The following is a 25,881-nucleotide window of genomic DNA, read 5'->3' as shown; positions in this document are numbered from 1 at the left end:
CGGGGGTCTCCTGGGTCTGCGGTGCTCATGCGGCGTTCGCCTTGCTGCGGCAGCCGCACGTGACGACCTGCCAGATGCGGGTAGTGCCGCAAACCACTACATGGCCGGCCGTGCGCAGGTTTTTACTGACGGCTCCACAGTCGATGCAGGCCTCGCCGTGCAATCGGACGATGCTCACCGGCCCGTCGATGACTGTCGGGGTGAGCGGGAGTGCGTCGGGCATCCCCGTTCCCATCTGCTGGTTTCTGCGCGTGTCACAGATGGTGGGGGCAAGAGAAGGCCACAAGTACCCCAGCGAGGGGTAGTTGCGGTAGTTCGCTCAGGTGGCGGCGCACCACTCCGCGAAGTTGGTCAGGCTCTCCGCGTCGGCGCGCTTCAGTCGCCGCAACGTGGCGGCGTCCTCACGGACCCACGGGTGCTCGCGCGTGTGCTGGGGGGCGATGTGGCGGGCGACCTTGAGCGACTCGAAGGCGTCGTCCGCGAGCCCCGCCCACAGCTGGGCGCGGGCGAGCTCGATGTAGAAGCCGCTGCGGCGTTCGGCTGGCAGGTCTGTGGGGGGTTTCCATTCGCCGGCCACGTCGAGGGCCCGGCCGACATGTTCGTCTCCGAGGCTGACGGCCACGGACACCTCATGGATGCGCACCGAGTCGGGGCCGAACGCGGTGCCGCAGTACACGTCCTCGGCCACCTGGTCCGCTAACGAGCGGGCTTCGTCCAGGTGGGTGGCTGCGGTGTCCGCCTCGCGTGCCCGGCTGGAGATGACGGCAGCCCGCATGTGGAGGGCTCCCCTGGCCGCGATCTGGGGGGCTGTGCTGGGCGCGGGTGCGGCGTCCAGGGCCTGTTCCAGGGCCCGTAGTCCGGGAGCGTGGGCGTGCGCGGCGAAGAACGTCTCCGTCCGTACGTAGGCGACGGACGCGGCCAGGAGAGGGTCACCAGTCTCGGGAACAGCCCACCGCATGAGGTCGATAAGGCGCGCGGACAGGTCGCGGGCACCGAACTTGTAGGCGACGGCATCAGCCGACCGACAAGCCTGGACGAGGAGCGAAGCCCACTGGGCCCGCTCGTGGGCGGCAGCCTGATGGTAAGCGCGGGCGAGCTCCGAGAGAAGGCTGGGGACCTGGCGGGCGATGCGTGTGTACTTGGCGGCCAGACGCCAGTCGACCGCCTGGTCAACGGTTTCACGGAGTTCGAGAAGGGGACGGACCGGCCCGTCTTCGGGAATGTCGTAGGCGGCGATCGCGGCGGACAGCGTCGGCAGTGCGTCGTGAACGCGAGTGTTGGCGGGACTGCGATCTGTTCGGAGCCGGGAGGGGTCCACGCCGAGGGCGTCCGCGATCGCTTCGAGGGTGGAATCGCTGACGCCACGCTCGCCACGTTCGATCTTGCGGATGGTGCCGAGCGCGACACAGGCCGCCTCGGCAAGCTGCTCCTGCGTCATCTTGGGGCGCATGACGCTGCGGTAGTAGGCCATCCGACTGCCTACACCGCCTCTGCTTCCTGCGGGCATGCTGGCTCCAGTGCGGTACGTCCGCTCCGAACCGTACCCGCGCGAAGACGCCGCGTGCACATGAACGGCCCCACTACCTACAGCCGGTGGGGCCGCGCTCCGTTCCGGTCAGCCCTCGGCGAGGGTGATGAGCTGGGTCAGGCTGTCGATCCGCCAGTCCGCCGCCGCCACAACCTCCGGATCGTCGGCCCACAGGCACCCCCAGGGGCCCCGGCGGATGTGCGCCGTACGCAGCCCGGCCGCCTTCGCCGGGAACACATCGTTCGCCGGGTGGTCGCCGACATACACCGTTGCACCGGGAGCGGCCTGCGCCACCTCCAGCACCCGCCGGAAGAACTCCGGTTCGGGCTTCGCAACGTCCCAGTCTCCAGACGTGACGATGAGGTCCGCCGGGAGGTCGAGGTCGCGCAGCAGGTCGCCGACGCGGCGGGTCTGGTTGCCGGCGATGATGACGCGGATCCCCAGCTTGCGGAGGCCGGCCAGGGCAGCGCGTACATCGTCGTACAGATCGCTCTCATCGAGGACCTCACCGCGTCCTGCCGCTTCGCGGGCGTCGTACTCGGCAGCGATATCGATGCCAGGACGGGCAAGCCGGACGGCGTCAGCGTTGTCGCGCCCCTGTGCGACAACAGCTCCCACGAGCGCAGAGAGGGTGTGACGGGGAACGCCAAGCCAGTCAGCCCAGGAAGCCCAATAGCGGTCGTCCCGAGTGATGGTCTCGCCGACGTCGAAGACGATGGTCTCAATCACCCTGTGAGCCTAAGGGCTCCTCCCTCGCGCCGGGATGCACAGAAGATCCAAGCGACCGCCTGCTCGCGGCCATCCGGGAACTGGGCCCGAGTTTGCGGGCTACCGCGTGAGCCGGATGGCCCTGGGCTGCCACCGTGCGCGTTCGATGACGCCCTTCTCTTCCAGCTGCCTCAGGTGGTAGTGCACCGAGCCGATGCTGCCGAGCCCTACCTGCTCGCCTATCTCGCGCAGGGTGGGCCCTTCTCCGTGCCCGGCGATCGCCTCCCGGATGACCTTGACGATCCGCTGACAGACCGTGTGTCCGCCGCGCTCCTGCTTGGCTGCTCCCGATCCCGGGCGCCCGGCGGAGCCCGCCTACAGCCGATTACACAGCTCGGTTTCCGGCACACCCGAACACCCACCGAACCGGGAAGTCGGACAGCGAATCTCAGTGGTGAGCGGGCGCTGGTTCACTCAGGACGGCGTGGGCGCCACGAGCCAGAGCCTCGGAGGCGGCCGGACCGTCGAGGTAACCGCCGACCATGGCACCGTCACGCAGCAGGACCAGCATGGCAGCGGCGGCGGGTGGCTCGGGATGCCCGCAGGCCGTCGCCAAGGAGGTGAGGGCGTCGCGGAACCAGGACCGGTGCTCGTCGATGGCCTGGCGGACCGGGTGCTGCGGGTCGGGGTACTCCGCGGCCGCGTTGATGAACGGGCAGCCCCTGAAGCCGGCACCGCAGGTCTCGTCGGCGATCCCGGCGACCAGCAGGTCGAGTGCCTGCCGAGGAGAGGCATCCTTGGCGGTGCCGGCGGCGAACTGGGCGCGGATGGCGGCATCGCGGCCGCGCAGGTAGGCCAGGACCAGGTCGTCCTTGCTGGGGAAATGGCGGTAGAACGTCGCCTTGGTCACCGCACCCTCGGCGATCAGCCGGTCCACCCCCACGGCCTGGATCCCCTCGGCGTAGAAGAGGCGCGACGCGGTCTCCAGCAGCCGCTCACGCGGCTGCGACCTCGGGGCGGCACGGTCGGGCACGGCATCCATAACCTCCAGGGTAACAGACAGGTCTGTCTTGACAGACGTCTGCACTGCGTGCTCAGGTTGAGAGAAGACAGAACCGTCTGTCTATTTGAGGAGTGGTGAAGATGTCCGCGAAGCCCATCGTCCTGATCCACGGCCTGTGGCTCAGCCCGCACAGCTGGCAGGCCTGGATCGACCGTTACAGCGCACAGGGCCACACGGTCCACGCCCCGGCCTGGCCCGGCGTCTCGGAGCTGCACGAGCCCCTCGACCACGACCGGGCACCCGCCGGCCTGGGCGTGCGGGAGATCGCCGACCACTACGAGCGCTTCGTGCGCACCCTGGACGAGCCGCCCGTCATCATCGGCCACTCCTTCGGCGGCCTGGTCACCCAGATCCTTCTCGACCGTGGGCTGGGGGCCGCGGGCGTGGCCCTGCACCCCGCACAGGCCAAGGGCGTCCTTCGCCTCCCCCTGTCCACCCTGCTCGCCACCCGGCCGGTCCTCGGCAACCCCGCCAACCTCCGCCGCACCGTCAGGATCACGGACCGGCAGTTCCACTACGCCTTCGCCAACACGGTCGCCAAGGAGCAGGCCGCCACCGAACGCGCCCGCTGGTCCGTGCCGGGCGTGGGCCGCCCCCTCTTCCAGGCCGGCTTCGCCAACTTCACCCCCGCCGGCCGCGCCGCCACCGCGATCCGGTTCGACAACTCCGACCGTGCACCGCTGCTGCTGGTGGGCGGCACGGCCGACCACATCGTGCCGGCCGCTGTCGTCCGCGAGACCCACCGCCGCTACCGCCGCTCCAAGGCGCTCACCGAGTACAAGGAGTACTCGGGCCGCGACCACGGCACCGGCTTCCACGACGGCTGGGAGGTCGTCGCGGACGACGTCCTCGACTGGGCCCTGCAGACGCGACGCCCCGCCCACACCTACTGATACTGAGCCGCGAGCTTCCGGTGCCTACCGCGACCCCGCAGCGTCGTGGTGGCCGGATCACACGGGCCACGGAGCCTGAGATGCCCGCTTCCGCCGTCGACCGCCGCCCCCATCGCCAGGAGGACCTCACGAGGTGCATGTGCCAACCGATCGCAGGCGCTGTGGTCTTCCTGCCAGTGGACGACGACGGAACAACCGACCGTCCACATCCGCCACCACGTCGCCAAGGCCCTGCACGCGCTCGGCCTCACCCAGAACGGCATTGATGACCTCCTTCTGGCCGCCTCCGAGCTCGCGGCCGACGCCACGAACACGCGGAAGGCCCCTACCGCCTTCTGCTCCACCACGCGGGCCCACCTGCCTCTTGGAGTGCTTCGACCACAGCAGCACCCTCCCGCCCGTCGGCCTCCCTCCGGCGCCGCCGAATGACTGCCCGGCCGCCTCTCCAACGGGCGCCTCGGCGCCCGTTGGAGTCCGTCCAGTTCCGCGCGCCGCGCGGTGATCCGTTCCAGCAGCTCGGGATCCAGCATGGGCCGGATCGGAGAAGGCCGCCCGGTCGCGGTGAGCGGGAACCGACAAGCCGGCCCCTGTCAAAGCACGTGCTGGTAGCGGAGCTCAGTGAGCGTGATCCCGTCGTAGACATCGTCCTGAGCCGCACCGTCAGCCTGGTAGCCGGCCCGCTCGTAGAAGCGCCGGGCTCGTTGGTTGTCACACAACACCCACAAAGCTGACGTCTCGAAGCCCTGGCCCTTCATCTGAGCATGAGCCTCACCCAGGAGAGTCCGGCCGATGCCCTGGCCGATCAGATCCGGCGAGATGTACAGGGCGTAGACCTCACCGACCCGTTCCAGACCGGGCATCTCACCTCTATACGGCCCGAAGCAGATCCACCCCACCGGGCCACGGTCACCGAGCGCCACAAGGTCTCGAGACTTTCGTCCGGGTTGAGAAAACCGCTGCCGCCGTTGACCGGCATCGCCTTCCACCGTCATGGCATCCAAATACGTCTGGGGAACAATGCCGGCGTACGCCGCCTGCCATCCTCTGACTCGGATCGTCGAAACGGCCTCGATGTCGGCCTCATCCATCTCCTGCACGCGCACCATCGCGCCACCGTAGTAACACAGGTACCGCGGAACGAACTGCTTTACCCCGCTGTCGGCGCCTCCTCCCACGAGAACGGCTCCTGACGAACGATCTCCTCTGCGGACACCTGCCTACGACCAGCGCGAGCACACTGAGAACCGGTCACACCAGCCCTTTGAACTGCGACTTCAAGTTGGCGAAGGCTCACTGACGGGCATCTCGTGCATCGCCGAGGGCGGTGACTCGCTGTTCGCCGAGGCGGTTCTGGAGCTCGGAGGCCGTCTGGTCGTGGTCGCCATACCACCGCCCACGCATCTCAGTTCCCAACGGTGGTCAAGTCCTCGGGGTGATCCGCACTCGCCCCCGGGCCGTTGGGGTCATGACCGGCGACTGGCGGACGAACCGCATCGGGGCTGCTCTGCGGGGTGGGAATCCCATCCCACCGTGCTGCGGCGGCTCGAGTCCGGCCTCGATCGGCGGGCCGGGCCGGCCCGTGGCGGCGGAGCCCCCGGCGGCCGGGCGCAAGCAGCTCTCGCTCCTGTGATCGACGCGCATACGAGCGGTGCGCACGGCCCAAACGGGTCAACCACTCATCGAACAGCGCTCTTCCGGTCGACCTTTCCGCAACGATGCGGCAAGGACCCGGCACTCGCGGTCCGAACCCCTCCGTCCTGGGAGGTCCGACATGACACACCGCGCAGCCCTGCTGTGCGGCGCCGCCCTGGTGGTGGCCGGGATGCTCACCGCCGTCCCGGCCGGTGCGAGTACACCGCGCACCACGGACACCGCACCGGCGGCGCACCTGACCTGGAAGAAGTGCGGCACCACCAAGTATCCGACGCTCCAGTGCGCGACCGTCACGGTGCCTCTGGACCACACCGATCCGCGCGGGAAGCAGATCACGCTGGCGCTGTCCCGCGTTCCGCACACCGCGAAGACGTATCAGGGACCGCTGCTGGTCAACCCCGGCGGGCCCGGCGGCAACGGCCTGACCCTCGCCGGTTACGTCGCCTCCTCGCTGCCCAAGGCGGTGGCGGCTCAGTACGACGTCGTCGGCTTCGACCCGCGGGGCGTGGGGAAGAGCAGACCCGCCCTGAACTGCGCGCCGGGCTACTTCTCCCCGGTGCGCCCGGACTCGATGCCCCGCACACCCTCCCGGGAGAAGAAGAACCTGGCCCGCGTCGCCTCCTTCGCCCAGGCGTGCGCCACCAAGTACGCGGACCTGCTGCCGTACATCGACACGGTGAGCACCGCGCGCGACCTGGACGCGATCCGGCGGGCGCTGGGGGTCGAGAAGGTCAGCTACTTCGGCTACTCGTACGGGACGTATCTGGGCGCCGTCTACGCGAAGCTCTTCCCCCAGCGGGTGCGGCGCCTGGTGCTCGACTCCATTGTCGACCCGCAAGGGGTGTGGTACGAGAACAACATCCGGCAGGACTACGCCTTCAACGACCGTCACCGGGCCTTCCTGGCGTGGGTGGCGCGGCATGACGCGGTGTACCGGCTCGGTACCGACCCGGCGGCCGTCGAGGTCAAGTGGTACGCGATGAGGGCGGCGCTGGCCAGGCATCCGGCCGGGAAGAAGGTGGGCGCCTCCGAGCTGGAGGACACCTTCGTGCCGGGCGGCTACTACGACGGTTACTGGCCGCTCCTCGCCGAGGCCTTCGCGGCCTACGAGCACGGCGACCCCCGACCGCTGGTCGACGCGTACCAGCGCTTCGGCGCGGTCGGCGCCTCGGGGGACAACAACTACGCGGTCTACGCCGCGGTGCAGTGCCGTGACGTCGCCTGGCCGCGCGCCTGGGCACGGTGGCGCGCGGACACATGGGCGGTGTACGCCAAGGCACCGTTCATGACGTGGAGCAACGCCTGGTACAACGCGCCGTGCGCGTTCTGGCCGACGGACTCCCTGCAGCCGGTGGACGTGGCCAACGACGCGCTGCCGCCGGCGCTGCTGTTCCAGGCGACCGACGACGCCGCCACCCCGTACCAGGGTGGACTGACGATGCATCATCTGCTGCGCGGCTCGCGTCTGGTGGTCGAACAGGGCGGCGGGAACCACGGCGTCACCCTGAGCGGGAACGCCTGCCTGGACAGGTATCTGGCGGCGTACCTCGCCGACGGTACGGTGCCACGCGGTGTCGGTGACATCGACGCGGTGTGCCGCAGACTCCCCGAGCCCAAGCCGCTGACCGGCAAGCCGGCGTCCCCGGAGGGGTCCGCCGCGGGGCACGGCTCGGCGCTGCACGCGCTGCTGGGCTTCCGCCACTGAGCGGCGCGGTGGCCACCGCCCGCCCGGGACCGGCGGCCACCGCCCGCCCGGGACCGGCGGCCACCGCCCGCCCGGGACCGGTGGTCACCGCCCGCCGGGGATGCGGGCCAGCGCGTGGACCGCCGCCTCCGCGAGGGCCGGGTGGGCGAGGGCATCGTTCAGGACGGGTCTGGCCCGGGGGTCGCCGAGTGCGCCCAGCCCCTCCACGCAGGCGAGCGCCACCGTGCGGTACGGATCGCGCGGGCGGAGCCGGCGCTTCAGGGTGGTGATCAGCGCGGGCACGGACTCGGGGGCGCGCAGTTCGACGAGCAGGCGCACGGGGTGCAGGGCGTAGGCGACACGGAGCTCGTTGGTGGCCAGGGCGGCCGCCGCCCGTGCGGTGCGCGGGTCGCCGAGCCGGGCCAGGGCGTGGGCGGCCGATGCGCAACGCTGCGGATCGCGGTGGTTGAGCAGCAGGACAAGCGCCTCGAAGGAGCGCCGGTCGCCCGCCACGCCGAGCCGGAACGCGGCCAGTTCCCGGGCCCAGAGCGGTTGCCCGGGCTCGGTCAGCACGGCGGCCAGCTCGTCGAGATCACCGGTGGCCGCCAGCCGTTCGCAGACCGGGGAGCCGCCACTCTCGACCCGTACACGCTCCGTGAGTGATCGCAACGCTTCGTCCATGCTCAGAGCGTAGGCGCGCGGTCCCCGCGGCGGGACCCAGATCACAAAGCCGAGGGCTGGCGCGCTCGTTACCCACGGGTTAAGCTCAGACGAGCGAGTTACCCACTCGCGAGACTCGCGGCGGCCTGGTGACGCAGCCGTCGTGAGTGCTGGTCGGTTCGGTACATCACGTACCTCAGTACGACTCGGCTCCGGGACAGGGCCGGTCGATGTCGCCGTTCCGGGCGTGTGTTCGCCCGTGACGCGGCGCCGGGCGTGTGCGCTCGTCAGCCCGGCAAGCACCCGCACTCTCCGCCCTGCGGTGCGCCCTCGGCGCACCCAGGCGCGCTCCCTCAGTCGTCACCCTCATTTCTGGAGTCCCGCGATGGCCACTCCCCTCTCCGACACCCCCCTGTCCCCGCTCAGGACCGTTGCCGTCGTCGGCCTCGGCACCATGGGCACCGGCATCGCCGAGGTGCTCACCCGGGCCGGCCGCGAGGTCGTCGGCATCGACATCAGCGAGGCCGCCGCCGCCAAGGCCGTCGCCACCCTGGAGACCACCACCGCCCGCGCCGTCAGCCGCGGCCGCCTGACCGAGCCGGAACGGGACGACGCCCTCGCCCGCTTCCGCACCTTCACCGACCTGCGGGCCGCCGCCGACGCCGACCTGGTGATCGAGGTGGTTCCGGAGTCGTACGAGATCAAGCAGCAGGTCCTCCGCGCGCTCGACGGCGTCGTGCGCCCGGACACCATCCTCGCCACCGGCACCAACGCCCTCTCGGTGACCCGGCTCGCCGCCGACTCGGCCCACCCCGAGCGCGTCCTCGGGCTGCACTTCTTCAACCCGGCGCCGGCGATGCGGCTGGTGGAGATCGTCTCCTCCGTCCTGACCGCGCCGGCGGCCGTCACCGCGGTCACCGATCTCGCCCTCGATCTGGGCAAGGAGCCCGTCGCGGTGGGTGACCGGCCCGGCTTCGTCGCCGACGGGCTGCTGTTCGGCTACCTGAACCAGGCGGCCGCGATGTACGAGTCCAAGTACGCCTCGCGCGAGGACATCGACGCCGCGATGAGGCTGGGCTGCGGGCTGCCCATGGGCCCGCTCGCCCTGCTCGACCTGATCGGCGTCGACACGGCCCGCACGGTCCTGGAGGCCATGTACGCCGCCTCCCACGACCGTCTGCACGCGCCCGCGCCGATCCTCAAGCAGCTCAGCGAGGCGGGTCTGACCGGCCGCAAGGCGGGACGCGGCTTCTACACGTACGAGGCGCCCAACAGCCCGGTCGTGGTGCGTGACGCCCTGACGCCGCTGGAGGGCGGGTCGCTCGTTCCGGGCCGGGAGGTCCGCTCGGTCGGGGTCGCGGGCTCCGGCACCATGGCGTCCGGGATCGCCGAGGTCTTCGCCAAGGCCGGGTACGAGGTCGTGCTGGCGGCCCGCACCGAGGAGAAGGCGCAGGCGGCGAAGGCCCGCATCGGCAAGTCGCTGGCGCGCTCGGTCGACAAGGGCCGGATGACCACGGAGGCGGCCGCCCAGACGCTGGACCGGATCCGGCCCACGGGCTCCTACGACGACTTCGCCGACGTCGACCTGGCGCTGGAGGCGGTCGCCGAGGACCTGGAGGTCAAGCGGCAACTGTTCGCCACGTTCGACAAGGTCTGCAAGTCCGGCGCGATCCTCGCGACCACCACCTCCTCGCTGCCCGTCGTCGCCTGTGCCCGCGCCACCTCGCGCCCGCAGGACGTGATCGGCATGCACTTCTTCAACCCGGCGCCGGCCATGAAGCTGGTCGAGGTCGTCCGTACCGTGCTGACGGCGGACGACGTGCACGCCACGGTCCGCGAGCTGTGCGGTTCGATCAGGAAGCACCCGGTCGACTGCGGCGACCGGGCCGGGTTCATCGTCAACGCGCTGCTGTTCCCGTACCTGAACAACGCGGTCAAGATGGTGCAGGAGCACTACGCGTCCCTCGACGAGATCGACGCGGCGATGAAGCTGGGCGGCGGCTACCCCATGGGTCCGTTCGAGCTGCTCGACGTGGTCGGCCTCGACGTCTCGCTCGCCATCGAGAAGGTGCTGCACCGGGAGTTCCGCGACCCCGGGCTGGCCCCCGCTCCGCTTCTGGAACACCTGGTGGCCGCGGGCTGCCTCGGCCGCAAGACCGGCCGCGGCTTCCGCGAATATGCCAAGCGCTGACCGGCGCGGCGACCGGCTCCACGGCGGCGCCGACTGGGGCGGACTGCTCGACCCGAACGGCCACCCCCCGCCCGCGCGGGGCGGGGGGAACCCGGGACATGCGCACCATCCTGCGCAGATGCAGTACGTTCGGGTCATGTCCCAGCCCGCCAAGTCCTCACGTACACCAGCCGCGCCCGACGCACCGGAGAGTGCCGCAGGCTCTCGCGCCGCCGCCCAGCGGCTCAAGATGCGCCGGGAACTGGCGGCCGCGGCGATGGAGCTGTTCGCCACCAAAGGGTATGAAGCGACCACCGTCGACGAGATCGCGGCAGCCGCGGGGGTCGCCCGGCGCACCTTCTTCCGCCACTTCCGCTCCAAGGAAGAGGCGATCTTCCCGGACCACGACGACACCCTGATCCGGGCGGAGGCGGTGCTCAACGCCGCGCCCGCCCACGAGCATCCGCTCGACACCGTGTGCCGCGGCATCAAGGAAGTCATGAAGATGTACGCGGCCCGGCCGGAGATCTCCGTGCAGCGCTACAAGCTGACCCGCGAGGTGCCGACGCTGCGCGAGGCGGAGATCGCCTCGGTCGCCCGCTACGAGCGCCTCTTCACCCGCTATCTGCTCGGCCACTTCGACGAGCACGCGCACGCCGACGACGCCAACGACGACCCGCTGCTCGCGGAGGTCGCCGCCTCGGCGGTCGTCACCGCGCACAACCACGTGCTGCGTCGCTGGCTGCGGGCGGACGGCCAGGGTGACGTCGAGGCCCAGCTGGACCACGCCTTCGCGATCGTCCGCAAGACGTTCGGGACGGGGATCGGGGCGGGACGGGAGGCCGCCCCGCGCACGGCGAAGGCCTCGGCGACCACGCAGGGCGAGGTGCTGGTGACGGTGGCCAGGACGGATGCGCCCCTGGAGGAGGTCATGCGCACCATCGAGCAGGCCCTCAAGGAGCGCTCGTAACCTCGTAACCCTCTGTCACCCCACGACGGGCCGACGGCGGCACTGGGTGCCGCCGTCGGCCCGTTCGTTCGCGCTACTGAACAGTAGCTTTGATCGATCATCGCTCATTTGTTACGTAAAGATTTCATCTGAGGCGAGCTTCTGGCACCCAGTGCCTTGCGGCGTGACACACCGTGCCATACGGTGAAGGTGTCCGGGCGGCCGGCGTGCAGAGACCTTTCGTACGTCGGCTGTCCCCGCAAGCCCTTCGGCGAGCGCGCCCGGACGCCTGCGTCACAGGCAATTTCCGCGCCACAAAGCGCTGCCGGCACCACCTTCGCCGAACCGACGGCACCCCTTCCCACCAGCAGCAGCACCGACGTAACCCTCAGCGTCTCCCCTCAAGACGCCATTCGCCGGAGGCACACCGTGAAGGACATCCTGGACGCCATTCAGTCGGGGACCGCAACGTCCGCCGACTTCGCCGCCCTCCCTCTCCCCGAGTCGTACCGCGCGGTCACCGTGCACAAGGACGAGACGGAGATGTTCGCGGGCATGCCGACCCGCGAGAAGGACCCCCGCAAGTCACTGCACGTGGACGAGGTCCCCCTGCCCGAGCTCGGCCCGGGCGAGGCCCTGGTGGCCGTCATGGCCTCCTCGGTCAACTACAACTCGGTGTGGACCTCGATCTTCGAGCCGCTGTCGACGTTCGGCTTCCTGGAGCGCTACGGCAAGCTGTCCCCGCTGACCAAGCGGCACGACCTGCCGTACCACATCATCGGCTCGGACCTCGCCGGCGTCGTGCTGCGCACCGGTCCCGGCGTCAACGCCTGGAAGCCCGGCGACGAGGTCGTCGCGCACTGCCTGAGCGTGGAGCTGGAGTCGCCCGACGGCCACGACGACACCATGCTCGACCCCGAGCAGCGCATCTGGGGCTTCGAGACCAACTTCGGCGGTCTCGCGGAGATCGCCCTGGTGAAGTCCAACCAGCTCATGCCCAAGCCGGACCACCTGAGCTGGGAGGAGGCCGCGGCCCCCGGCCTGGTGAACTCCACCGCCTACCGGCAGCTCGTCTCCCGCAACGGCGCCCAGATGAAGCAGGGCGACAACGTCCTGATCTGGGGCGCGAGCGGCGGTCTCGGCTCCTACGCCACGCAGTTCGCGCTCGCGGGCGGCGCCACCCCGGTCTGCGTGGTCTCCTCGCCGCAGAAGGCGGAGATCTGCCGGAAGATGGGCGCGGAGCTGATCATCGACCGCAACGCCGAGGACTACCGGTTCTGGAAGGACGAGAACACCCAGGACCCCAGGGAGTGGAAGCGCTTCGGAAAGCGCATCCGTGAGCTCACCGGCGGCGAGGACGTCGACATCGTCTTCGAGCACCCCGGCCGCGAGACCTTCGGCGCTTCGGTGTACGTCACGCGCAAGGGCGGCACGATCGTCACCTGTGCCTCCACCTCCGGCTACATGCACCAGTACGACAACCGCTACCTGTGGATGTCGCTGAAGCGGATCGTCGGCTCGCACTTCGCGAACTACCGCGAGGCGTACGAGGCCAACCGGCTCATCGCCAAGGGCAAGATCCACCCGACGCTGTCCAAGGTCTACCCGCTGGAGGAGACCGGCCAGGCCGCCCACGACGTCCACCGCAACGCGCACCAGGGCAAGGTCGGCGTGCTGTGCCTGGCGCCCGAGGAGGGCCTGGGCGTGCGCGACCAGGAGATGCGCGCGAAGCACATCGACGCCATCAACCGCTTCCGGAACGTCTGAGGCGAGCGGAGGCCATAGATGACTGAGCGTCAGCCCGCCGAAGGAAGGCGGGAGAAGGACCGGCCGTGGCTCATGCGGACCTACGCCGGTCACTCCACGGCCGAGGCGTCCAACGAGCTGTACCGGCGCAACCTCGCCAAGGGGCAGACGGGTCTGTCGGTGGCGTTCGACCTGCCGACGCAGACCGGCTACGACCCCGACCACATCCTCGCCCGCGGCGAGGTCGGTCGGGTCGGGGTCCCCGTCTCGCACCTCGGTGACATGCGCCGGCTGTTCCAGGACATCCCCCTGGAGCAGATGAACACCTCGATGACCATCAACGCCACGGCCATGTGGCTGCTGGCGCTCTACCAGGTCGTCGCCGAGGAGCAGGGCGCGGACATCACCAAGCTCCAGGGCACGACCCAGAACGACATCGTCAAGGAGTACCTGTCCCGCGGGACGCACGTCTTCCCGCCGGGACCGTCCCTCCGCCTGACGACGGACATGATCGCGTACACGGTCTCCCACATCCCGAAGTGGAACCCGATCAACATCTGCAGCTACCACCTGCAGGAGGCGGGCGCCACGCCGGTCCAGGAGATCGCGTACGCGATGTCCACCGCGATCGCCGTCCTCGACGCCGTCCGCGACTCCGGCCAGGTGCCGCAGGAGCGCATGGGCGATGTCGTCGGCCGTATCTCCTTCTTCGTGAACGCGGGCGTCCGCTTCATCGAGGAGATGTGCAAGATGCGGGCCTTCGGACGCATCTGGGACCGCGTCACACGGGAGCGGTACGGCATCCAGGACCCCAAGCACCGGCGCTTCCGTTACGGCGTCCAGGTCAACTCGCTCGGACTGACCGAGGCGCAGCCCGAGAACAACGTCCAGCGGATCGTGCTGGAGATGCTGGCCGTCACCCTCTCCAAGGACGCACGCGCGCGTGCCGTGCAGCTTCCGGCCTGGAACGAGGCCCTCGGTCTGCCCCGCCCCTGGGACCAGCAGTGGTCGCTGCGCATCCAGCAGGTGCTCGCCTACGAGAGCGACCTGCTGGAGTACGCCGACATCTTCGAGGGATCGAAGGTGGTCGAGGCGAAGGTGGACGAACTGGTCGAGGCGGCGTTCGCCGAGATCGACCACATCCAGGAGATGGGCGGCGCGATGGCGGCCGTCGAGTCCGGCTACCTCAAGTCACAGCTCGTCGCCTCGCACGCGGCACGCCGGGCCCGTATCGAATCGGGTCAGGAGAAGATCGTCGGCGTCAACATATTCGAGGGCACCGAGCCGAACCCCCTGACGGCCGACCTGGACACCGCGATCCAGTCGGTCGACCCGGCGGTGGAGGCCCGCGTCATCGAGTCGCTCCAGCGCTGGCGCGACACCCGCTACCAGCCGCCGTTCAACCACCCGCGCCCCTGCAAGGCACTGGAGCGGTTGAAGGAGGCCGCGAAGGGCACCGAGAACCTCATGGAGGCCACCCTGGAGTGCGCCCGCGCCGGGGTCACCACGGGCGAGTGGGCCGGGGCCCTGCGCGAGGTGTTCGGCGAGTTCCGCGCTCCCACCGGCGTGTCGTCCGCGCCCGTCGCGGTGGCCGCCGAGGACGGCACCAAGCTGGCCGAGGTGCGTCGCAGGGTGGACGCCACCGCCCGCGACCTGGGCGTCGGCAAGCTGCGCTTCCTGGTCGGCAAGCCGGGCCTGGACGGGCACTCCAACGGCGCCGAGCAGATCGCCGTCCGGGCCCGTGACGCCGGGTTCGAGGTGGTCTACCAGGGCATCCGGCTCACCCCGGAACAGATCGTGGACGCGGCTCTCGCCGAGGACGTCCACGCGGTGGGCCTGTCCATCCTCTCCGGCTCGCACGCCCAATTGGTGCCGGACGTGCTGGAGCGGCTGCGCGAGGCCGGCGCGGCCGACATCCCGGTGATCGCCGGCGGGATCATCCCGAACGGCGACGCCGAGCAGCTCAGGGCCGCTGGAGTGGCCGCGGTCTTCACCCCGAAGGACTTCGACATCACCGGGATCATCGGCCGTATCGTCGACGAGATCCGGACAGCGAACAAGCTCGACCCCTTGGAGGTCCCCGCATGACCACGCCCGCCCCGCAGGTCAACCGCCTTCGTCCGCGGCGCTCCTGCCTGGCCGTACCGGGCTCGAACCCCCGCTTCCTGGAGAAGGCGCAGGGCCTCCCCGCCGACCAGGTCTTCCTGGACCTGGAGGACGCGTGCGCGCCGCTCGCCAAGCCGGAGGCGCGGCACACCATCGTCAAGTTCCTCAACGAGGGCGACTGGACGGGCAAGACCAGGGTGGTCCGGGTCAACGACTGGACGACGGAGTGGACGTACCGGGACGTCGTGACGGTGGTCGAGGGCGCGGGCCCCAACCTCGACTGCATCATGCTGCCCAAGGTGCAGAACGCCGAGCAGGTCGTCGCCCTGGACCTGCTGCTCACCCAGATCGAGAAGACGATGGGCTTCGAGGTCGGCCGGATCGGCATCGAGGCGCAGATCGAGAACGCCCAGGGCCTCAACAACGTCAACGCGATCGCGCAGGCGTCCCCGCGCATCGAGACGATCATCTTCGGCCCGGCCGACTTCATGGCGTCGATCAACATGAAGTCGCTGGTCGTGGGCGAGCAGCCGCCCGGCTACCCGGCGGACGCCTACCACTACATCCTGATGAAGATCCTGATGGCCGCCCGCGCCAACAACCTCCAGGCGATCGACGGCCCCTACCTGCAGATCCGCAACGTCGACGGGTTCCGCGAGGTCGCCGGCCGCGCCGCCGCGCTCGGCTTCGACGGCAAGTGGGTGCTCCACCCGGGTCAGGTGGACGCCGCCAACGAGGTCTTCTCGCCGTCCCAGGAGGACTACGACCACGCCGAGCTGATCCTGGACGCGTACGAGTACTACACGTCGGAGGCGGGCGGCAAGAAGGGCTCCGCGATGCTCGGCGACGAGATGATCGACGAGGCCAGCCGCAAGATGGCGCTGGTCGTCGCGGGCAAGGGGCGCGCCGCCGGCATGCAGCGCACCAGCAAGTTCGAGATCCCGGAGGCGTGAGCGGCATGCAGTTCGGACGGACCTACGAGGAGTTCGAGGTCGGGGCGACGTACAAGCATTGGCCGGGCAAGACGGTCACCGAGTACGACGACCACCTGTTCTGTCTCCTCACCATGAACCACCACCCGCTCCACATGGACACGAACTATGCGGAGAAGACGACGGACTTCGGCAGGAACGTCGTCGTGGGCAACTACATCTACTCGCTGCTGCTCGGCATGTCCGTCCCGGACATCTCCGGCAAGGCGATCGCCAACCTGGAGATCGAGTCGCTCAAGCACGTGGCGCCGACCTTCCACGGCGACACCCTCTACGGCGAGACGACCGTGCTCGACAAGTGGCCGTCGAAGTCGAAGAACGACCGCGGCATCGTCCACGTCGAGACCAGGGGCTACAAGCAGGACGGCACGCTGGTGTGCGTGTTCCGCCGCAAGGTGATGGTGCCGACCGAGACGTACATCAAGGAGCGCGGCGGCGAGCAGCCGGGCCGCCCGGAGCTCAAGTCGCAGGAGAAGTAGCCATGGCACGACTCGCCCAGACCGCCGGTCTGACGGACGTCCAGCAGGAGATCATCTCCACCGTCCGGGACTTTGTGGACAAAGAGATCATCCCGGTCGCGACCGATCTGGAGCACCGCGACGAGTACCCGCAGCAGATCGTCGACGGCCTGAAGGAGCTGGGCCTGTTCGGTCTGATGATCCCCGAGGAGTACGGAGGTCTGGGCGAGTCGCTCCTGACCTACGCGCTGTGCGTGGAGGAGATCGCCCGGGGCTGGATGTCGGTGTCCGGCATCATCAACACCCACTTCATCGTGGCGTACATGCTCAAGCAGCACGGCACACAGGAGCAGAAGGACCACTTCCTGCCGAAGATGGCCCTCGGTGAGATCCGCGGCGCCTTCTCGATGTCGGAGCCGGGCCTCGGTTCCGATGTGTCGGCGATCACGTCGAAGGCGGTCAAGGACGGCGACGAGTACGTCCTGACCGGTCAGAAGATGTGGCTGACGAACGGCGGCACGTCCTCGCTGGTCGCCGTCCTCGTCAAGAGTGACGAAGGCCACCCCGAGGGCACGGCGCCGCACAGGTCCATGACGACCTTCCTGGTCGAGAAGGAGCCCGGTTTCGGCGAGGTCCGTCCCGGTCTCACCATCCCCGGGAAGATCGACAAGATGGGCTACAAGGGGGTCGACACCACCGAGCTCATCATGGACGGCCTGCGCGTTCCCGCCGATCGGGTGCTCGGCGGGGTCACCGGCCGGGGCTTCTACCAGATGATGGACGGCGTCGAGGTCGGCCGGGTGAACGTCGCGGCGCGTGGCTGCGGTGTCGCTCAGCGCGCCTTCGAACTCGGCGTGTCGTACGCCCAGCAGCGGCACACCTTCGGCAAGCCGATCGCCCAGCACCAGGCCATCCAGTTCAAACTGGCGGAAATGGCCACCAAGGTCGAGGCGGCGCATGCCATGATGGTGAACGCGGCACGCAAAAAGGACTCCGGCGAACGAAACGACCTCGAGGCAGGGATGGCGAAGTACCTCGCCTCCGAGTACTGCAAGGAGGTCGTGGAGGATGCCTTCCGGATCCACGGCGGCTACGGCTTCTCCAAGGAGTACGAGATCGAGCGCCTCTACCGTGAGGCCCCGATGCTGCTGATCGGTGAAGGTACCGCCGAAATCCAGAAAATGATCATCGGGCGCCGATTGCTCGAAGAGTATCGACTCCAGGGCTAGATGTCCCGGTACGGGGTGTTTTCTTCGCGAAGAAGATCACACCCCGTCAACACTCTTCGGCCGTCGACTCGGGCTTCTGGCTTGCCCAGTTGTGGCCCGCGCCCGGTACGATCGCCGGAAAGCCGCCGTCCCCCGTTGAAGCGCGGCATCATCCGCTACGAAGGTCATCCATGCCCCACAGCCAAACCTCTGCACCACGCGGCCGGGTCCGCCTCGCGCGCGGAGCATCGCCGTGGCTTCTCCCGACCGTTGCCACCGCAGCACTCAGCCTGGCCCGCGCGCGCCGCTCCGGCGCCGCCAAGGCCGTGGCCGTGCCCGCCACCGCGCTCGCGGCGGGCATGCTGTGGTTCTTCCGCGACCCCGAGCGCGAGATCACCCAGGGCCGGGTCATCTCGCCCGCCGACGGTGTGGTGCAGAGCATCATGCCGTGGAAGGACGGCCGCACCCGCGTCGCGATCTTCATGAGCCCGCTGAACGTCCACGTCAACCGTGCGCCGCTGGCCGGCACGGTCACGTCGGTCGAGCACATCCCGGGCGGTTTCGTTCCCGCTTTCAACAAGGAGAGCGAGAACAACGAGCGCGTCGTCTGGCACTTCGACACCGAGCTCGGCGACATCGAGATGATCCAGATCGCCGGCGCGGTGGCCCGCCGCATCGTTCCCTACGTCCCGCGGGGCACGAAGGTGGAGCAGGGCGACCGTATCGGTCTGATCCGCTTCGGCTCGCGCGTCGACCTGTACCTGCCCGAGGGTGTGGAGGTCGCGGTGGAGGTCGGTCAGAAGACCGTGGCTGGGGTGACGCGCCTTGACCGTGATTGATCCCGACACCCAGTCCGGCTGGGTGCCGGAGGCCGACGCGGTGGACGACGAGGAGGAGATGCCCCTCTCGCTCCGCCTCTCGATAGCGGACACGCTCACCCTGGGCAACGCCACGTGCGGGTTCATGGCGGTGTACTTCACCACCACCGGGATCCTCATCCCGCACCTGACGGGGAACGACGAGTCGGCCGGCATGGCGCGCCACAGCGCCGCCACGGCCGTCATCCTCATGCTCTGCGCGGCGGTCTTCGACCTCTTCGACGGCCTGGTGGCGAGGAAGCTGCGGTCGTCGCCGATGGGCGCCGAGCTGGACAACCTCTCGGACCTGATCAGCTTCGGTCTGGCGCCGGCGTACTTCGTGCTGGTCTACGGCATGGTGGCGGACGACGCGCACCAGAGGGTGGCGGCGGTCGGAGCGATCGTGGTGCTGCTGGCGGTGGTGCTGAGACTGGCCCGCTTCTCGTGCGTGACGATGAAGGACGGCATGTTCCAGGGGATGCCGTCGCCGTTCGGCGCGCTGACGGTGGTCTCGATCGTGCTGCTCGAGCTGCCGTTCTTCGCCACGCTGCTGGCCATCCTGGGGACGGCGTGGCTGATGGTGAGCCGGGTGGAGTACCCGAAGCCCCGGGGCCGGCTGGCGGTGGCGATGCTGTCCTGGATCGTCCTGTCGATGGGACTCCTCGCGGCGTGGGCCTTCGACGCCCCAAGCGGCCAGCTGCTCCTGCAGACGGGCTGTGCGCTGCAGCTGGTCATGGGCGCGGTGATCCCGCTGTTCGCGACGGCACGCCGGGTGAACAACTTCCGCGGCAACCGCCGCGAGGCGCGGGCGGCACAGCTGCCGTAGCGGTCGCAATACGCAAGCCGGGGAAGGGCCCCGAACCCGAGGTCGGGTTCGGGGCCCTTCCCCTTTCGGTGCCCGGGCCGGGCCTGCAGGTGTCCCACCCCGCCGGCCCCTGCCCTTCCCGTCCCCGGGGGCTGCCGCCCCCAGACCCCGCTCCCGCCCGAACGGCCTCGTCCTCGAACTCCCCGAGCTCTTCGAAGAGGGGGAGTTCGAGGAGCGGAGGTCTGGGGCCGGGCCCCCGGAATCGGGGCCGGGGCGGAGCCCCTGCCGGAACCCCTGCCAGGAGGGGACGGGCGGGGCGGCGGGCGAGGGACCGTGTGCCTCAGCCCAGGGAGTCCCGCGCGATCCGTTCCGCCACCTGCTCCAGGAGGAGCCCGGCCTCCGCGACGCACCGCGCCAGGTCCGGCTCCACCTCCGTCAGGGGGTAGGCCCGCCCGATGCCCGCCCTTTCCAGCGCCTCCGGCGGCAGCACCAGCCGACCGCACACGGCGACGACCTCCTTGCCGGCCGCACGCGCCGCCGCGGCGACCCCGGCCGGCGCCTTGCCGTGCAGCGTCTGCTCGTCCAGGGACCCCTCGCCGGTGATGACGAGCGTCGCCCGTTCCAGCGCGGGCGCGAAGCCCAGCACATCGAGCACGACCTCGATCCCGGGCCGGAAGCGCGCGCCGAGCAACAGGGCCCCGTACCCGATGCCGCCGGCGGCCCCGGCGCCCGGCTCGAGCGCGTACTGTGCGGCGCGGGGACCGATCGACTCCTCCAGCACCCTCGCGTAGTGCGCGAGCGCCGCGTCCAGCGTCTCCACGTCGTCCGGCGAGGCCCCCTTCTGCGGGCCGTAGACCGCCGGAGCCCCCTTCGGGCCGGTCAGCGGGTTGTCCACATCGCTCGCGAGGATCAGGTCGACCGAGGCCAGTCGCGGATCCAGACCCGACAGATCCGCCCGGGCCAGCTCCGTCAGGCCCCCGCCGCCCGGCGTCACGGGCTCCCCCTCCGCGTCCAGGAACCGCGCCCCGAGCGCGGTCAGCATCCCCGCGCCCCCGTCCGTCGTCGCGCTCCCGCCGACCCCGAACACGATCGTCCGCGCTCCCGCGTCCAGTGCGGCCCGCAGCAGCTCACCGGCCCCGTAGGTGGACGCCGTCAGCGGCGCGAAGACCCCGGCCGGCAGCCGTTGCAGCCCGCTCGCCTCCGCCATCTCCACGACCGCCGTGTCGCCGCGCAGCGCGAACGCCGCCGTCACCTCGTGCCCGAGCGGCCCCGCGACCCGCACCGCACGCCGTTCGAACCCGGCCGCGACCGCCGCGTCCACCGTCCCGTCGCCGCCGTCGGCCACGGGCAGCGCCTCCACCTCGAGGTCCGGAACGACCCTGCGCAGCCCCGCGGTCACCCGCTCGGCGACCTGGACGGCCGTCAGCGACCCCTTGAACTTGTCCGCGGCGATGAGCACCCGCTGTGCCGTTCGCGGGTCGTGCCCCGCAGCGTCCGCCACCTGCCATCCCCTCGCTCTCCGAGCCCCGGACGCGTCGAGCACGCCGGGGCAGCCGCGCCGCTGTGACCCTAACCGCAGCGCACCTGCCCCGTCATGCTCCGTCCGGCCCCCGGAATCCGCACGAGAGCCCCCGGAATCGGGTAGACCTTCAGCCATGACCCCTGTGGGCACCGATCTCGCGGACCGCGTCTTCGGCGGCTGGCTGGGCCGGATCGCCGGCAACATGCTCGGCAAGCCGGTCGAGCGGGGCGATGTGTGGACGCGGGAGCGCATCGACCGCTATCTGCGGCAGGCCTCGGCACTGCCGCTCACCGACTACCTGCCCGAGCCCGCCACCGACAGCGACGCCCTCGACCTGCGCCCCGAGTGGCGTCAGTGCGTACGCGGCCGGATCCACGGCAGCTGCCGCGACGACGACGTCGACTACGCCGTCCTGGGCCTGCACCTGCTGGAGACACACGGCTTCGGCTTCACCACCGAGCAGGTCGGCGACCTGTGGCTGCTCAGGCTGCCGTATCTGCAGACGTACACGGCCGAGCGGGCCGCGTACCGCAATCTCGTCCAAGGCCTCAGACCCCCGCTGACGGCCACCTACGGCAACCCCTACCAGGAGTGGATCGGCGCCCTGATCCGCGCCGACGTCTACGGCTGGACCTGCCCGGGAGTCCCGCGCCGCGCCGCGTTGCTGGCCCGCCGGGACGCGGTCCTGTCCCACACCGGGAACGGGGTGTACGGGGCGATGTGGGCGGCCGCGCTGATCTCGGCGGCGTTCACCGCGGCCGCGGTCCGTGACGCCCTCGACACGGCACTGACGGTGATCCCCGCGAGCTGCCGTCTCGCCCGCACCGTACGCCGGGTGATCTCGCTCCACGAGACCGGGCTGAGCTGGGAGGAGACGCTGGACGCGGTGCTGGGGGAGACCGCGGGACTCGGCTGGATCCACACCGTGCCGAACGCCGCGGTCCTCACGGCCGGGCTGCTGTACGGCGACGGCGACTTCACCCGCACGATCACCCTGACCGTCCGCGGCGGCCTGGACACCGACTCCAACGGTGCGACCGCAGGCTCGGTCGCGGGCGTCCTCACCGGAGCGGAGGCGATCCCCGCACCGTGGAAGGACCCGCTTCGGGACACGGTCCGCAGCGCGGTCTTCGGCTTCGACGGCGTCCGCATCACCGAGCTGGCGGAACGGACGGTGCGGCTGGTGGAGGCCGAGGGCACCTGATCCGGCCGGCAGACACGGGACCTGCGGCGCCGCGCCGACCGCGCCCAGGAGCGCTTCGCCGAACCCACCGTCGGAGCTGATCCCGGTTGGCATTGCCCGAGCAGTTCCACGGCTGGACCGGGGACTCCGGTGTCGGCGACGGCGCCCCGCCCGGTGTGTCGGCCGGCGCCGCGACTCCCCCCTCGGTCGAGCACCGCACCGGCGACCGGCTGGTCGTGCCACCGTCGTAGGCGGCGGCTTCGACTCCGCGCTGTCCTTCCTGCCGGAAGCGACTGCCCGAGACCGGACACGCGCGGAGGGAGGGCGAGGCGGAGAAGGACGACGCCGAGTCGAACTTCTCCTCCCGGGTCGTGCAAGGCCGCTGGACCCTTCGGAAGATGCCCGACTGGGGTGTGTACCTGACGTCCGCCGCCTCCTGACGGGCACTGGTTACGCTTCCTGAATGACCACTCCAGACTTCGCCGCGTACATCGCGTCGCTCCCCCGCGTCCTGTCCGGCGCGGCCGCCCTCTTCCGCGATGCCGACGGCCGGGTGCTGCTCGTCGAGCCCGACTACCGTGAGGGCTGGGCGCTCCCGGGCGGCACGATCGAGTCGGACGACGGCGAGACCCCGCGTCAGGGCGCGCGGCGCGAGACGCTGGAGGAGATCGGTCTCGACCGCGAGCTGGGCCGGCTGCTCGCGGTCGACTGGGTGCACGGGACGGGACGACCGCCCCTGGTCGCCTACCTGTACGACGGCGGGGTCCTCGGTGAGGAGGACCTCAAGGCGATCAGGTTGCAGGAGGAGGAGTTGCTGTCCTGGCGGCTGGTGCCGCGCGAGGAGCTCACCGACTACCTGCCGGGCGCCCTCGGCCGCCGCGTGCTCGCCGCCCTCGACGTGCTGGAGGACGGCGCGGGTACGGCGGAGCTGGAGAACGGCCACCGGGTCGGCTGACGCCGCGTCACATCGTCACGGAGCATGCGGTCCTGCGGTCCTGCGGTCCTGCGGTCCTGCGGTCCTGCGGTCCTGCGGTCGAGAACGACCTCTCCGGCCGCGAGGTCGCGTCATCCAGAACTCTTCCAACCGGTTCCCGGACGGCCGTCCGGCGAAGAGCACGTCCACCGGCATGTCGATGGCGTCGTCGCACCACACCGCGCCGCCGCCTGCTCGCGGTGGCTGGTCGCCCGTTCCCGGAGCCGCGTGGCTCCGGGCACGGGCGCCGCCCGACGTGTGCCGGGTCAGTGCAGGTTCTGGACCGCCGGGTCGGTGAAGCCGACGGCGAAGACCGTGCGCAGGGACGAGGTCGTCGAGCCGTTGTAGCCGTAGCAGGCGTCCAGCGTGCTCGTCGGCGTGTGCTCGCTGTACCGCGGGTCGCTCGGGCTGAAGCAGATGCCCTCGGTCAGCCCCCACAGTTCGTCGACCTGGGCGGTGCCGAGCTTCGGCCAGTAGCTCAGGGCCTGCGGCGGCCCGGCCGCCCAGTCGCCGCCGGCCGCGCAGGTCGTCGCGGCTCTGGTGTCGCCGATCCACGTGTGGGAGTACACGCCGGGCTGGGTGCCGCAACCCTTGTGGAAGGCGAAGTTCAGCACGCCCTGGTCGTCGGTCCAGGTCATGCCGCCCTGCAGCCCCCGGTAGCGGGAGGCGGCGTAGGCGTCCTGGATGACGGTCTTGCCGCTGGACATGTTGAGGAGCCCGGGATACGTCGAGGAGCTCGCGGGGTTGAGCTGGTAGCGCACCACGCGACCGCCGTCGACCCCGCCGTACCACTCGCCGGTGACCAGCTTGTACGGGCTGCCGCCGGTCTTGTCGAGGGAGAGCCAGGAGTAGCAGAGGTGGTCGGGGTCGAGGGTGCCGGCGTTCGCGTCCGAGTCGCACGCGGTGGGCGTGCCCGACTGCTGGTAGTAGTGCACCTCGGGCAGCACGTACGGGTAGCCGCACGCGCTGGAGCGGCCGCCGTTGATGCCGTAGGTCTCGACGCCGGAGCCGTAGTCGTCGACCTTGGCGAGCTTGTTGATGTCGAACACCCGGATGCCGTGCGCGGTGTCCGTGACGTAGATGTAGTTGGAGTACCAGACGATGCCACCGCCGTGGCCCGTGACGAACTTGAAGTTCGACGCGCTCGACGAGGTGCTGGTCGGCTCGGCGAGCAGGACGTGGCGGTACTTGCCGGTGTCGCGGTCGATGAAGGTGAGCTTCAGCAGATTGTTGGTCTTGCAGCCGCTGGAGGTCTCCCCGGACAGCGTCTCGTAGTGCCAGGAGACCGCGGCGACGCGGTCGCCCTGGATCGCGCCGTCGCCGCCGTCGGCCGTGCCGGTGGTGCTCAGGCCCTGCGGGTACCAGTGCTGGGTGGTGTCGTCGCCGTGCGTCGACGACCAGCACCAGGCCACCTTGGTGGTCGCGGGCGGCAGCGCCTTGGTCTCGTTGCCCGAACAGGCACGCATCGAGCGCAGGTTCAGCCAGGAGTCCGTGGCGCCCGACGAGTTCTTGGTGTAGTCCGTCGTGATGACGTCCGTCAGGCCGGCGTGGTCCGTCAGGTAGTTGTTGTAGAGGTTGTCCGTGGCGGCGCCGTAACTGGTGTCCGTCATCTTGAACTGGTCGCCGCTCAGCGTCAGCTGCGTCACCGTGGGGGTGTCCGCCGCCGTCGCCGGCTGTCCCGTCAGCCCGGCGAACAGGGCGGCCGCGGCCGCGACCACGGCCAGCGGCCTGAATCTTCGTATGGACGCCACGCGCACCCTTCCAGGAAGTGAGCCGAGGCATGTCTCGCCCGGAGCATGCCAAGTGTGTGAAGACGGTAGATCATACGCGGGGCGCGGGAAGGACACGGTGCGTCACGCGTTGTCGGTGTCGCGGCTCGGGGTCGACGGTGGGATGAGGCCATCACAGCTGAGGCAGAACCCGTGTCCCCGTGATGCGCGGCCACTGCTTCCGCGTACGCGTGTCCCGCCCGGTGCGACCGTGCCGTCCAAGTCGCCGTAGGCAGAAAGCCGCTCACGGTCAGTGACGGTTCCGCCCGCCGACGCGCGGCTTCCATCCAGTGGCTGCGGCTTCGAGTCGTACACCGGGGCTCGTCTCCGGCGCCCCTGCCACGCGTTCTCGGCACGCTCGTCCAGCGCGCCGGTCATTCCGGCGAGGTAGGCGCGGCCGGGTCCGTCTTCGGTGGTGCGGTGCAGCACGCCGACCGTGTCCGGTGAAGGCTTCCGCTCACCGCTCCTCTAGAACAACGCCGATCCCCTTTCGAACTCCAGCAGTCGCCGCTTGCGGTCCAGTCCGCCGCCGTAGCCCGTCAGGCCGCCGCCCGAGCCGATGACGCGGTGACAGGGGACGATGATGCCGATGGGGTTCCTGCCGTTGGCCAGGCCCACGGCGCGGCAGGCGGCGGGATTGCCGAGAGCGTCGGCCAGTTGGCCGTACGAGCGCGTCTGGCCGTAGGGGATGCGGCGCAGCTGGTCCCAGACGCTGCGCTGGAACGGGGTGCCGTTCAGGCGCAGTTCGAGGGTGAACTCCTTCAAGTCGCCCGCGAAGTAGGCCTCGAGCTGCTCGACGGCCTCGCCGAACGGCGCGTCGTCCGGCTGCCCGAAGGTCTCCTCCGGGGGGCGGTGGCGCTGGTCGGTCATGTAGAGGCCGCACAGGACGCCGTCGTCGGCGACCAGGGTGAGCGGGCCGTAGGGGCTGTCGACGGTCGTGTGCTGTTTCATCGT

Annotated in this window: 24 protein-coding genes; 14 read left to right on the top strand and 10 right to left on the bottom strand. The window is 70.2% G+C overall.

Annotation, left to right across the window (positions count from 1 at the left end; translation table 11 throughout):
• Positions 1-25 precede the first annotated feature (25 nt).
• The 5 genes from AC5WS8_RS27920 to AC5WS8_RS27900 all read right to left on the bottom strand — a co-directional run bounded on the left by AC5WS8_RS27920 (position 26) and on the right by AC5WS8_RS27900 (position 3,278).
• A complete protein-coding gene (locus AC5WS8_RS27920) occupies positions 26-223 on the bottom strand; it encodes a hypothetical protein (RefSeq protein WP_496106249.1) in 198 nt (65 codons plus the stop codon).
• Between the two features lie 96 nt (positions 224-319).
• On the bottom strand, positions 320-1,471 hold the full coding sequence (locus AC5WS8_RS27915) for a helix-turn-helix domain-containing protein (RefSeq protein ID WP_496106248.1): 1,152 nt from the start codon (positions 1,469-1,471) through the stop codon (positions 320-322).
• Positions 1,472-1,615: 144 nt separating this feature from the next.
• The gene (locus AC5WS8_RS27910; protein WP_496106247.1) at positions 1,616-2,257 is read right to left on the bottom strand and encodes an HAD family hydrolase; all 642 of its coding nucleotides are present in this window, start codon (positions 2,255-2,257) and stop codon (positions 1,616-1,618) included.
• A 99-nt stretch (positions 2,258-2,356) separates the two neighbouring features.
• Positions 2,357-2,539 carry a LexA family protein gene (locus AC5WS8_RS27905; protein WP_496106334.1) on the bottom strand — a complete coding sequence of 61 codons (183 nt, stop codon included), beginning with the start codon at positions 2,537-2,539 and terminating at the stop codon, positions 2,357-2,359.
• A gap of 145 nt (positions 2,540-2,684) precedes the next feature.
• Positions 2,685-3,278 carry a TetR/AcrR family transcriptional regulator gene (locus tag AC5WS8_RS27900; protein ID WP_496106246.1) on the bottom strand — a complete coding sequence of 198 codons (594 nt, stop codon included), beginning with the start codon at positions 3,276-3,278 and terminating at the stop codon, positions 2,685-2,687.
• 101 nt (positions 3,279-3,379) lie between these two features.
• On the opposite strand from AC5WS8_RS27900, the gene AC5WS8_RS27895 reads away from it, so the two are divergent.
• Entirely contained in the window at positions 3,380-4,192 is an 813-nt protein-coding gene (locus AC5WS8_RS27895; protein WP_496106245.1) for an alpha/beta hydrolase, read from the top strand.
• A 590-nt stretch (positions 4,193-4,782) separates the two neighbouring features.
• Here AC5WS8_RS27895 and AC5WS8_RS27890 read toward each other — a convergent pair.
• Positions 4,783-5,298 (bottom strand): GNAT family N-acetyltransferase, encoded by a 516-nt coding sequence (locus tag AC5WS8_RS27890; RefSeq protein WP_496106244.1) that lies wholly within the window; start codon positions 5,296-5,298, stop codon positions 4,783-4,785.
• 665 nt (positions 5,299-5,963) lie between these two features.
• Here AC5WS8_RS27890 and AC5WS8_RS27885 point away from each other — a divergent pair.
• The gene (locus AC5WS8_RS27885; RefSeq protein WP_496106243.1) at positions 5,964-7,550 is read left to right on the top strand and encodes an alpha/beta hydrolase; all 1,587 of its coding nucleotides are present in this window, start codon (positions 5,964-5,966) and stop codon (positions 7,548-7,550) included.
• 84 nt (positions 7,551-7,634) lie between these two features.
• On the opposite strand, the gene AC5WS8_RS27880 is transcribed toward AC5WS8_RS27885, so the two are convergent.
• Positions 7,635-8,210 (bottom strand): adenylosuccinate lyase, encoded by a 576-nt coding sequence (locus tag AC5WS8_RS27880; protein ID WP_496106242.1) that lies wholly within the window; start codon positions 8,208-8,210, stop codon positions 7,635-7,637.
• Positions 8,211-8,574: 364 nt separating this feature from the next.
• On the opposite strand from AC5WS8_RS27880, the gene AC5WS8_RS27875 reads away from it, so the two are divergent.
• From AC5WS8_RS27875 to pssA, 9 genes are all read left to right on the top strand, one after another.
• Positions 8,575-10,380 (top strand): 3-hydroxyacyl-CoA dehydrogenase family protein, encoded by a 1,806-nt coding sequence (locus tag AC5WS8_RS27875; protein ID WP_496106241.1) that lies wholly within the window; start codon positions 8,575-8,577, stop codon positions 10,378-10,380.
• 136 nt (positions 10,381-10,516) lie between these two features.
• Entirely contained in the window at positions 10,517-11,329 is an 813-nt protein-coding gene (locus AC5WS8_RS27870) for a TetR family transcriptional regulator (RefSeq protein WP_496106240.1), read from the top strand.
• Between the two features lie 408 nt (positions 11,330-11,737).
• Positions 11,738-13,075, top strand: a complete 1,338-nt coding sequence (gene ccrA, locus AC5WS8_RS27865) for a crotonyl-CoA carboxylase/reductase (protein WP_496106239.1) — start codon at positions 11,738-11,740, stop codon at positions 13,073-13,075.
• Positions 13,076-13,093: 18 nt separating this feature from the next.
• Entirely contained in the window at positions 13,094-15,142 is a 2,049-nt protein-coding gene (locus AC5WS8_RS27860) for a protein meaA (protein ID WP_496106238.1), read from the top strand.
• Positions 15,139-16,113, top strand: coding sequence for an HpcH/HpaI aldolase/citrate lyase family protein (locus tag AC5WS8_RS27855; protein WP_200418025.1), 975 nt, complete (start codon positions 15,139-15,141; stop codon positions 16,111-16,113). Before AC5WS8_RS27860 ends, AC5WS8_RS27855 begins: the two co-directional genes overlap by 4 nt.
• Positions 16,114-16,118: 5 nt before the next feature.
• Positions 16,119-16,631, top strand: coding sequence for a MaoC family dehydratase (locus AC5WS8_RS27850; RefSeq protein ID WP_496106333.1), 513 nt, complete (start codon positions 16,119-16,121; stop codon positions 16,629-16,631).
• Between the two features lie 2 nt (positions 16,632-16,633).
• Positions 16,634-17,839, top strand: coding sequence for an acyl-CoA dehydrogenase family protein (locus AC5WS8_RS27845; protein ID WP_496106237.1), 1,206 nt, complete (start codon positions 16,634-16,636; stop codon positions 17,837-17,839).
• 170 nt (positions 17,840-18,009) lie between these two features.
• Positions 18,010-18,657 (top strand): phosphatidylserine decarboxylase, encoded by a 648-nt coding sequence (locus AC5WS8_RS27840; RefSeq protein WP_496106236.1) that lies wholly within the window; start codon positions 18,010-18,012, stop codon positions 18,655-18,657.
• A gap of 22 nt (positions 18,658-18,679) precedes the next feature.
• On the top strand, positions 18,680-19,501 hold the full coding sequence (gene pssA / locus AC5WS8_RS27835) for a CDP-diacylglycerol--serine O-phosphatidyltransferase (RefSeq protein ID WP_496106332.1): 822 nt from the start codon (positions 18,680-18,682) through the stop codon (positions 19,499-19,501).
• 319 nt (positions 19,502-19,820) lie between these two features.
• Here pssA and AC5WS8_RS27830 read toward each other — a convergent pair whose 3' ends face one another.
• Positions 19,821-20,939 carry a glycerate kinase gene (locus AC5WS8_RS27830; protein WP_496106331.1) on the bottom strand — a complete coding sequence of 373 codons (1,119 nt, stop codon included), beginning with the start codon at positions 20,937-20,939 and terminating at the stop codon, positions 19,821-19,823.
• A gap of 196 nt (positions 20,940-21,135) precedes the next feature.
• Here AC5WS8_RS27830 and AC5WS8_RS27825 point away from each other — a divergent pair, with 196 nt between their 5' ends.
• The 3 genes from AC5WS8_RS27825 to AC5WS8_RS27815 all read left to right on the top strand — a co-directional run bounded on the left by AC5WS8_RS27825 (position 21,136) and on the right by AC5WS8_RS27815 (position 23,140).
• A complete protein-coding gene (locus AC5WS8_RS27825) occupies positions 21,136-22,206 on the top strand; it encodes an ADP-ribosylglycohydrolase family protein (protein ID WP_496106235.1) in 1,071 nt (356 codons plus the stop codon).
• A gap of 86 nt (positions 22,207-22,292) precedes the next feature.
• Positions 22,293-22,436 carry a hypothetical protein gene (locus AC5WS8_RS27820; RefSeq protein ID WP_496106234.1) on the top strand — a complete coding sequence of 48 codons (144 nt, stop codon included), beginning with the start codon at positions 22,293-22,295 and terminating at the stop codon, positions 22,434-22,436.
• 212 nt (positions 22,437-22,648) lie between these two features.
• Positions 22,649-23,140, top strand: coding sequence for an NUDIX domain-containing protein (locus tag AC5WS8_RS27815; RefSeq protein WP_496106233.1), 492 nt, complete (start codon positions 22,649-22,651; stop codon positions 23,138-23,140).
• Positions 23,141-23,424: 284 nt separating this feature from the next.
• Here the strand turns inward: AC5WS8_RS27815 and AC5WS8_RS27810 are convergent, their stop codons facing one another.
• Both AC5WS8_RS27810 and AC5WS8_RS27805 read right to left on the bottom strand, forming a co-directional pair.
• Positions 23,425-24,909 (bottom strand): hypothetical protein, encoded by a 1,485-nt coding sequence (locus AC5WS8_RS27810; RefSeq protein ID WP_496106232.1) that lies wholly within the window; start codon positions 24,907-24,909, stop codon positions 23,425-23,427.
• Between the two features lie 486 nt (positions 24,910-25,395).
• Entirely contained in the window at positions 25,396-25,878 is a 483-nt protein-coding gene (locus AC5WS8_RS27805) for a methylated-DNA--[protein]-cysteine S-methyltransferase (protein ID WP_496106231.1), read from the bottom strand.
• Positions 25,879-25,881: the final 3 nt, after the last annotated feature.

The sequence above is a fragment of the Streptomyces sp. PTL18 genome (genome assembly GCF_059510295.1).
This window is presented reverse-complemented; position numbering and strand designations above follow the sequence as displayed.

Excerpts from the sequence above, each read along its gene's own strand:
- AC5WS8_RS27920 (WP_496106249.1), bottom strand. The coding sequence starts at position 223 with ATGCCCGACGCACTCCCGCTCACCCCGACAGTCATCGACGGGCCGGTG.
- AC5WS8_RS27915 (WP_496106248.1), bottom strand. The coding sequence starts at position 1,471 with ATGGCCTACTACCGCAGCGTCATGCGCCCCAAGATGACGCAGGAGCAG.
- AC5WS8_RS27900 (WP_496106246.1), bottom strand. The coding sequence starts at position 3,278 with ATGGATGCCGTGCCCGACCGTGCCGCCCCGAGGTCGCAGCCGCGTGAG.
- AC5WS8_RS27895 (WP_496106245.1), top strand. The coding sequence starts at position 3,380 with ATGTCCGCGAAGCCCATCGTCCTGATCCACGGCCTGTGGCTCAGCCCG.
- AC5WS8_RS27890 (WP_496106244.1), bottom strand. The coding sequence starts at position 5,298 with ATGGTGCGCGTGCAGGAGATGGATGAGGCCGACATCGAGGCCGTTTCG.
- AC5WS8_RS27885 (WP_496106243.1), top strand. The coding sequence starts at position 5,964 with ATGACACACCGCGCAGCCCTGCTGTGCGGCGCCGCCCTGGTGGTGGCC.
- AC5WS8_RS27880 (WP_496106242.1), bottom strand. The coding sequence starts at position 8,210 with ATGGACGAAGCGTTGCGATCACTCACGGAGCGTGTACGGGTCGAGAGT.
- AC5WS8_RS27875 (WP_496106241.1), top strand. The coding sequence starts at position 8,575 with ATGGCCACTCCCCTCTCCGACACCCCCCTGTCCCCGCTCAGGACCGTT.
- AC5WS8_RS27870 (WP_496106240.1), top strand. The coding sequence starts at position 10,517 with ATGTCCCAGCCCGCCAAGTCCTCACGTACACCAGCCGCGCCCGACGCA.
- AC5WS8_RS27860 (WP_496106238.1), top strand. The coding sequence starts at position 13,094 with ATGACTGAGCGTCAGCCCGCCGAAGGAAGGCGGGAGAAGGACCGGCCG.
- AC5WS8_RS27855 (WP_200418025.1), top strand. The coding sequence starts at position 15,139 with ATGACCACGCCCGCCCCGCAGGTCAACCGCCTTCGTCCGCGGCGCTCC.
- AC5WS8_RS27850 (WP_496106333.1), top strand. The coding sequence starts at position 16,119 with ATGCAGTTCGGACGGACCTACGAGGAGTTCGAGGTCGGGGCGACGTAC.
- AC5WS8_RS27845 (WP_496106237.1), top strand. The coding sequence starts at position 16,634 with ATGGCACGACTCGCCCAGACCGCCGGTCTGACGGACGTCCAGCAGGAG.
- AC5WS8_RS27840 (WP_496106236.1), top strand. The coding sequence starts at position 18,010 with ATGCCCCACAGCCAAACCTCTGCACCACGCGGCCGGGTCCGCCTCGCG.
- AC5WS8_RS27825 (WP_496106235.1), top strand. The coding sequence starts at position 21,136 with ATGACCCCTGTGGGCACCGATCTCGCGGACCGCGTCTTCGGCGGCTGG.
- AC5WS8_RS27815 (WP_496106233.1), top strand. The coding sequence starts at position 22,649 with ATGACCACTCCAGACTTCGCCGCGTACATCGCGTCGCTCCCCCGCGTC.
- AC5WS8_RS27805 (WP_496106231.1), bottom strand. The coding sequence starts at position 25,878 with ATGAAACAGCACACGACCGTCGACAGCCCCTACGGCCCGCTCACCCTG.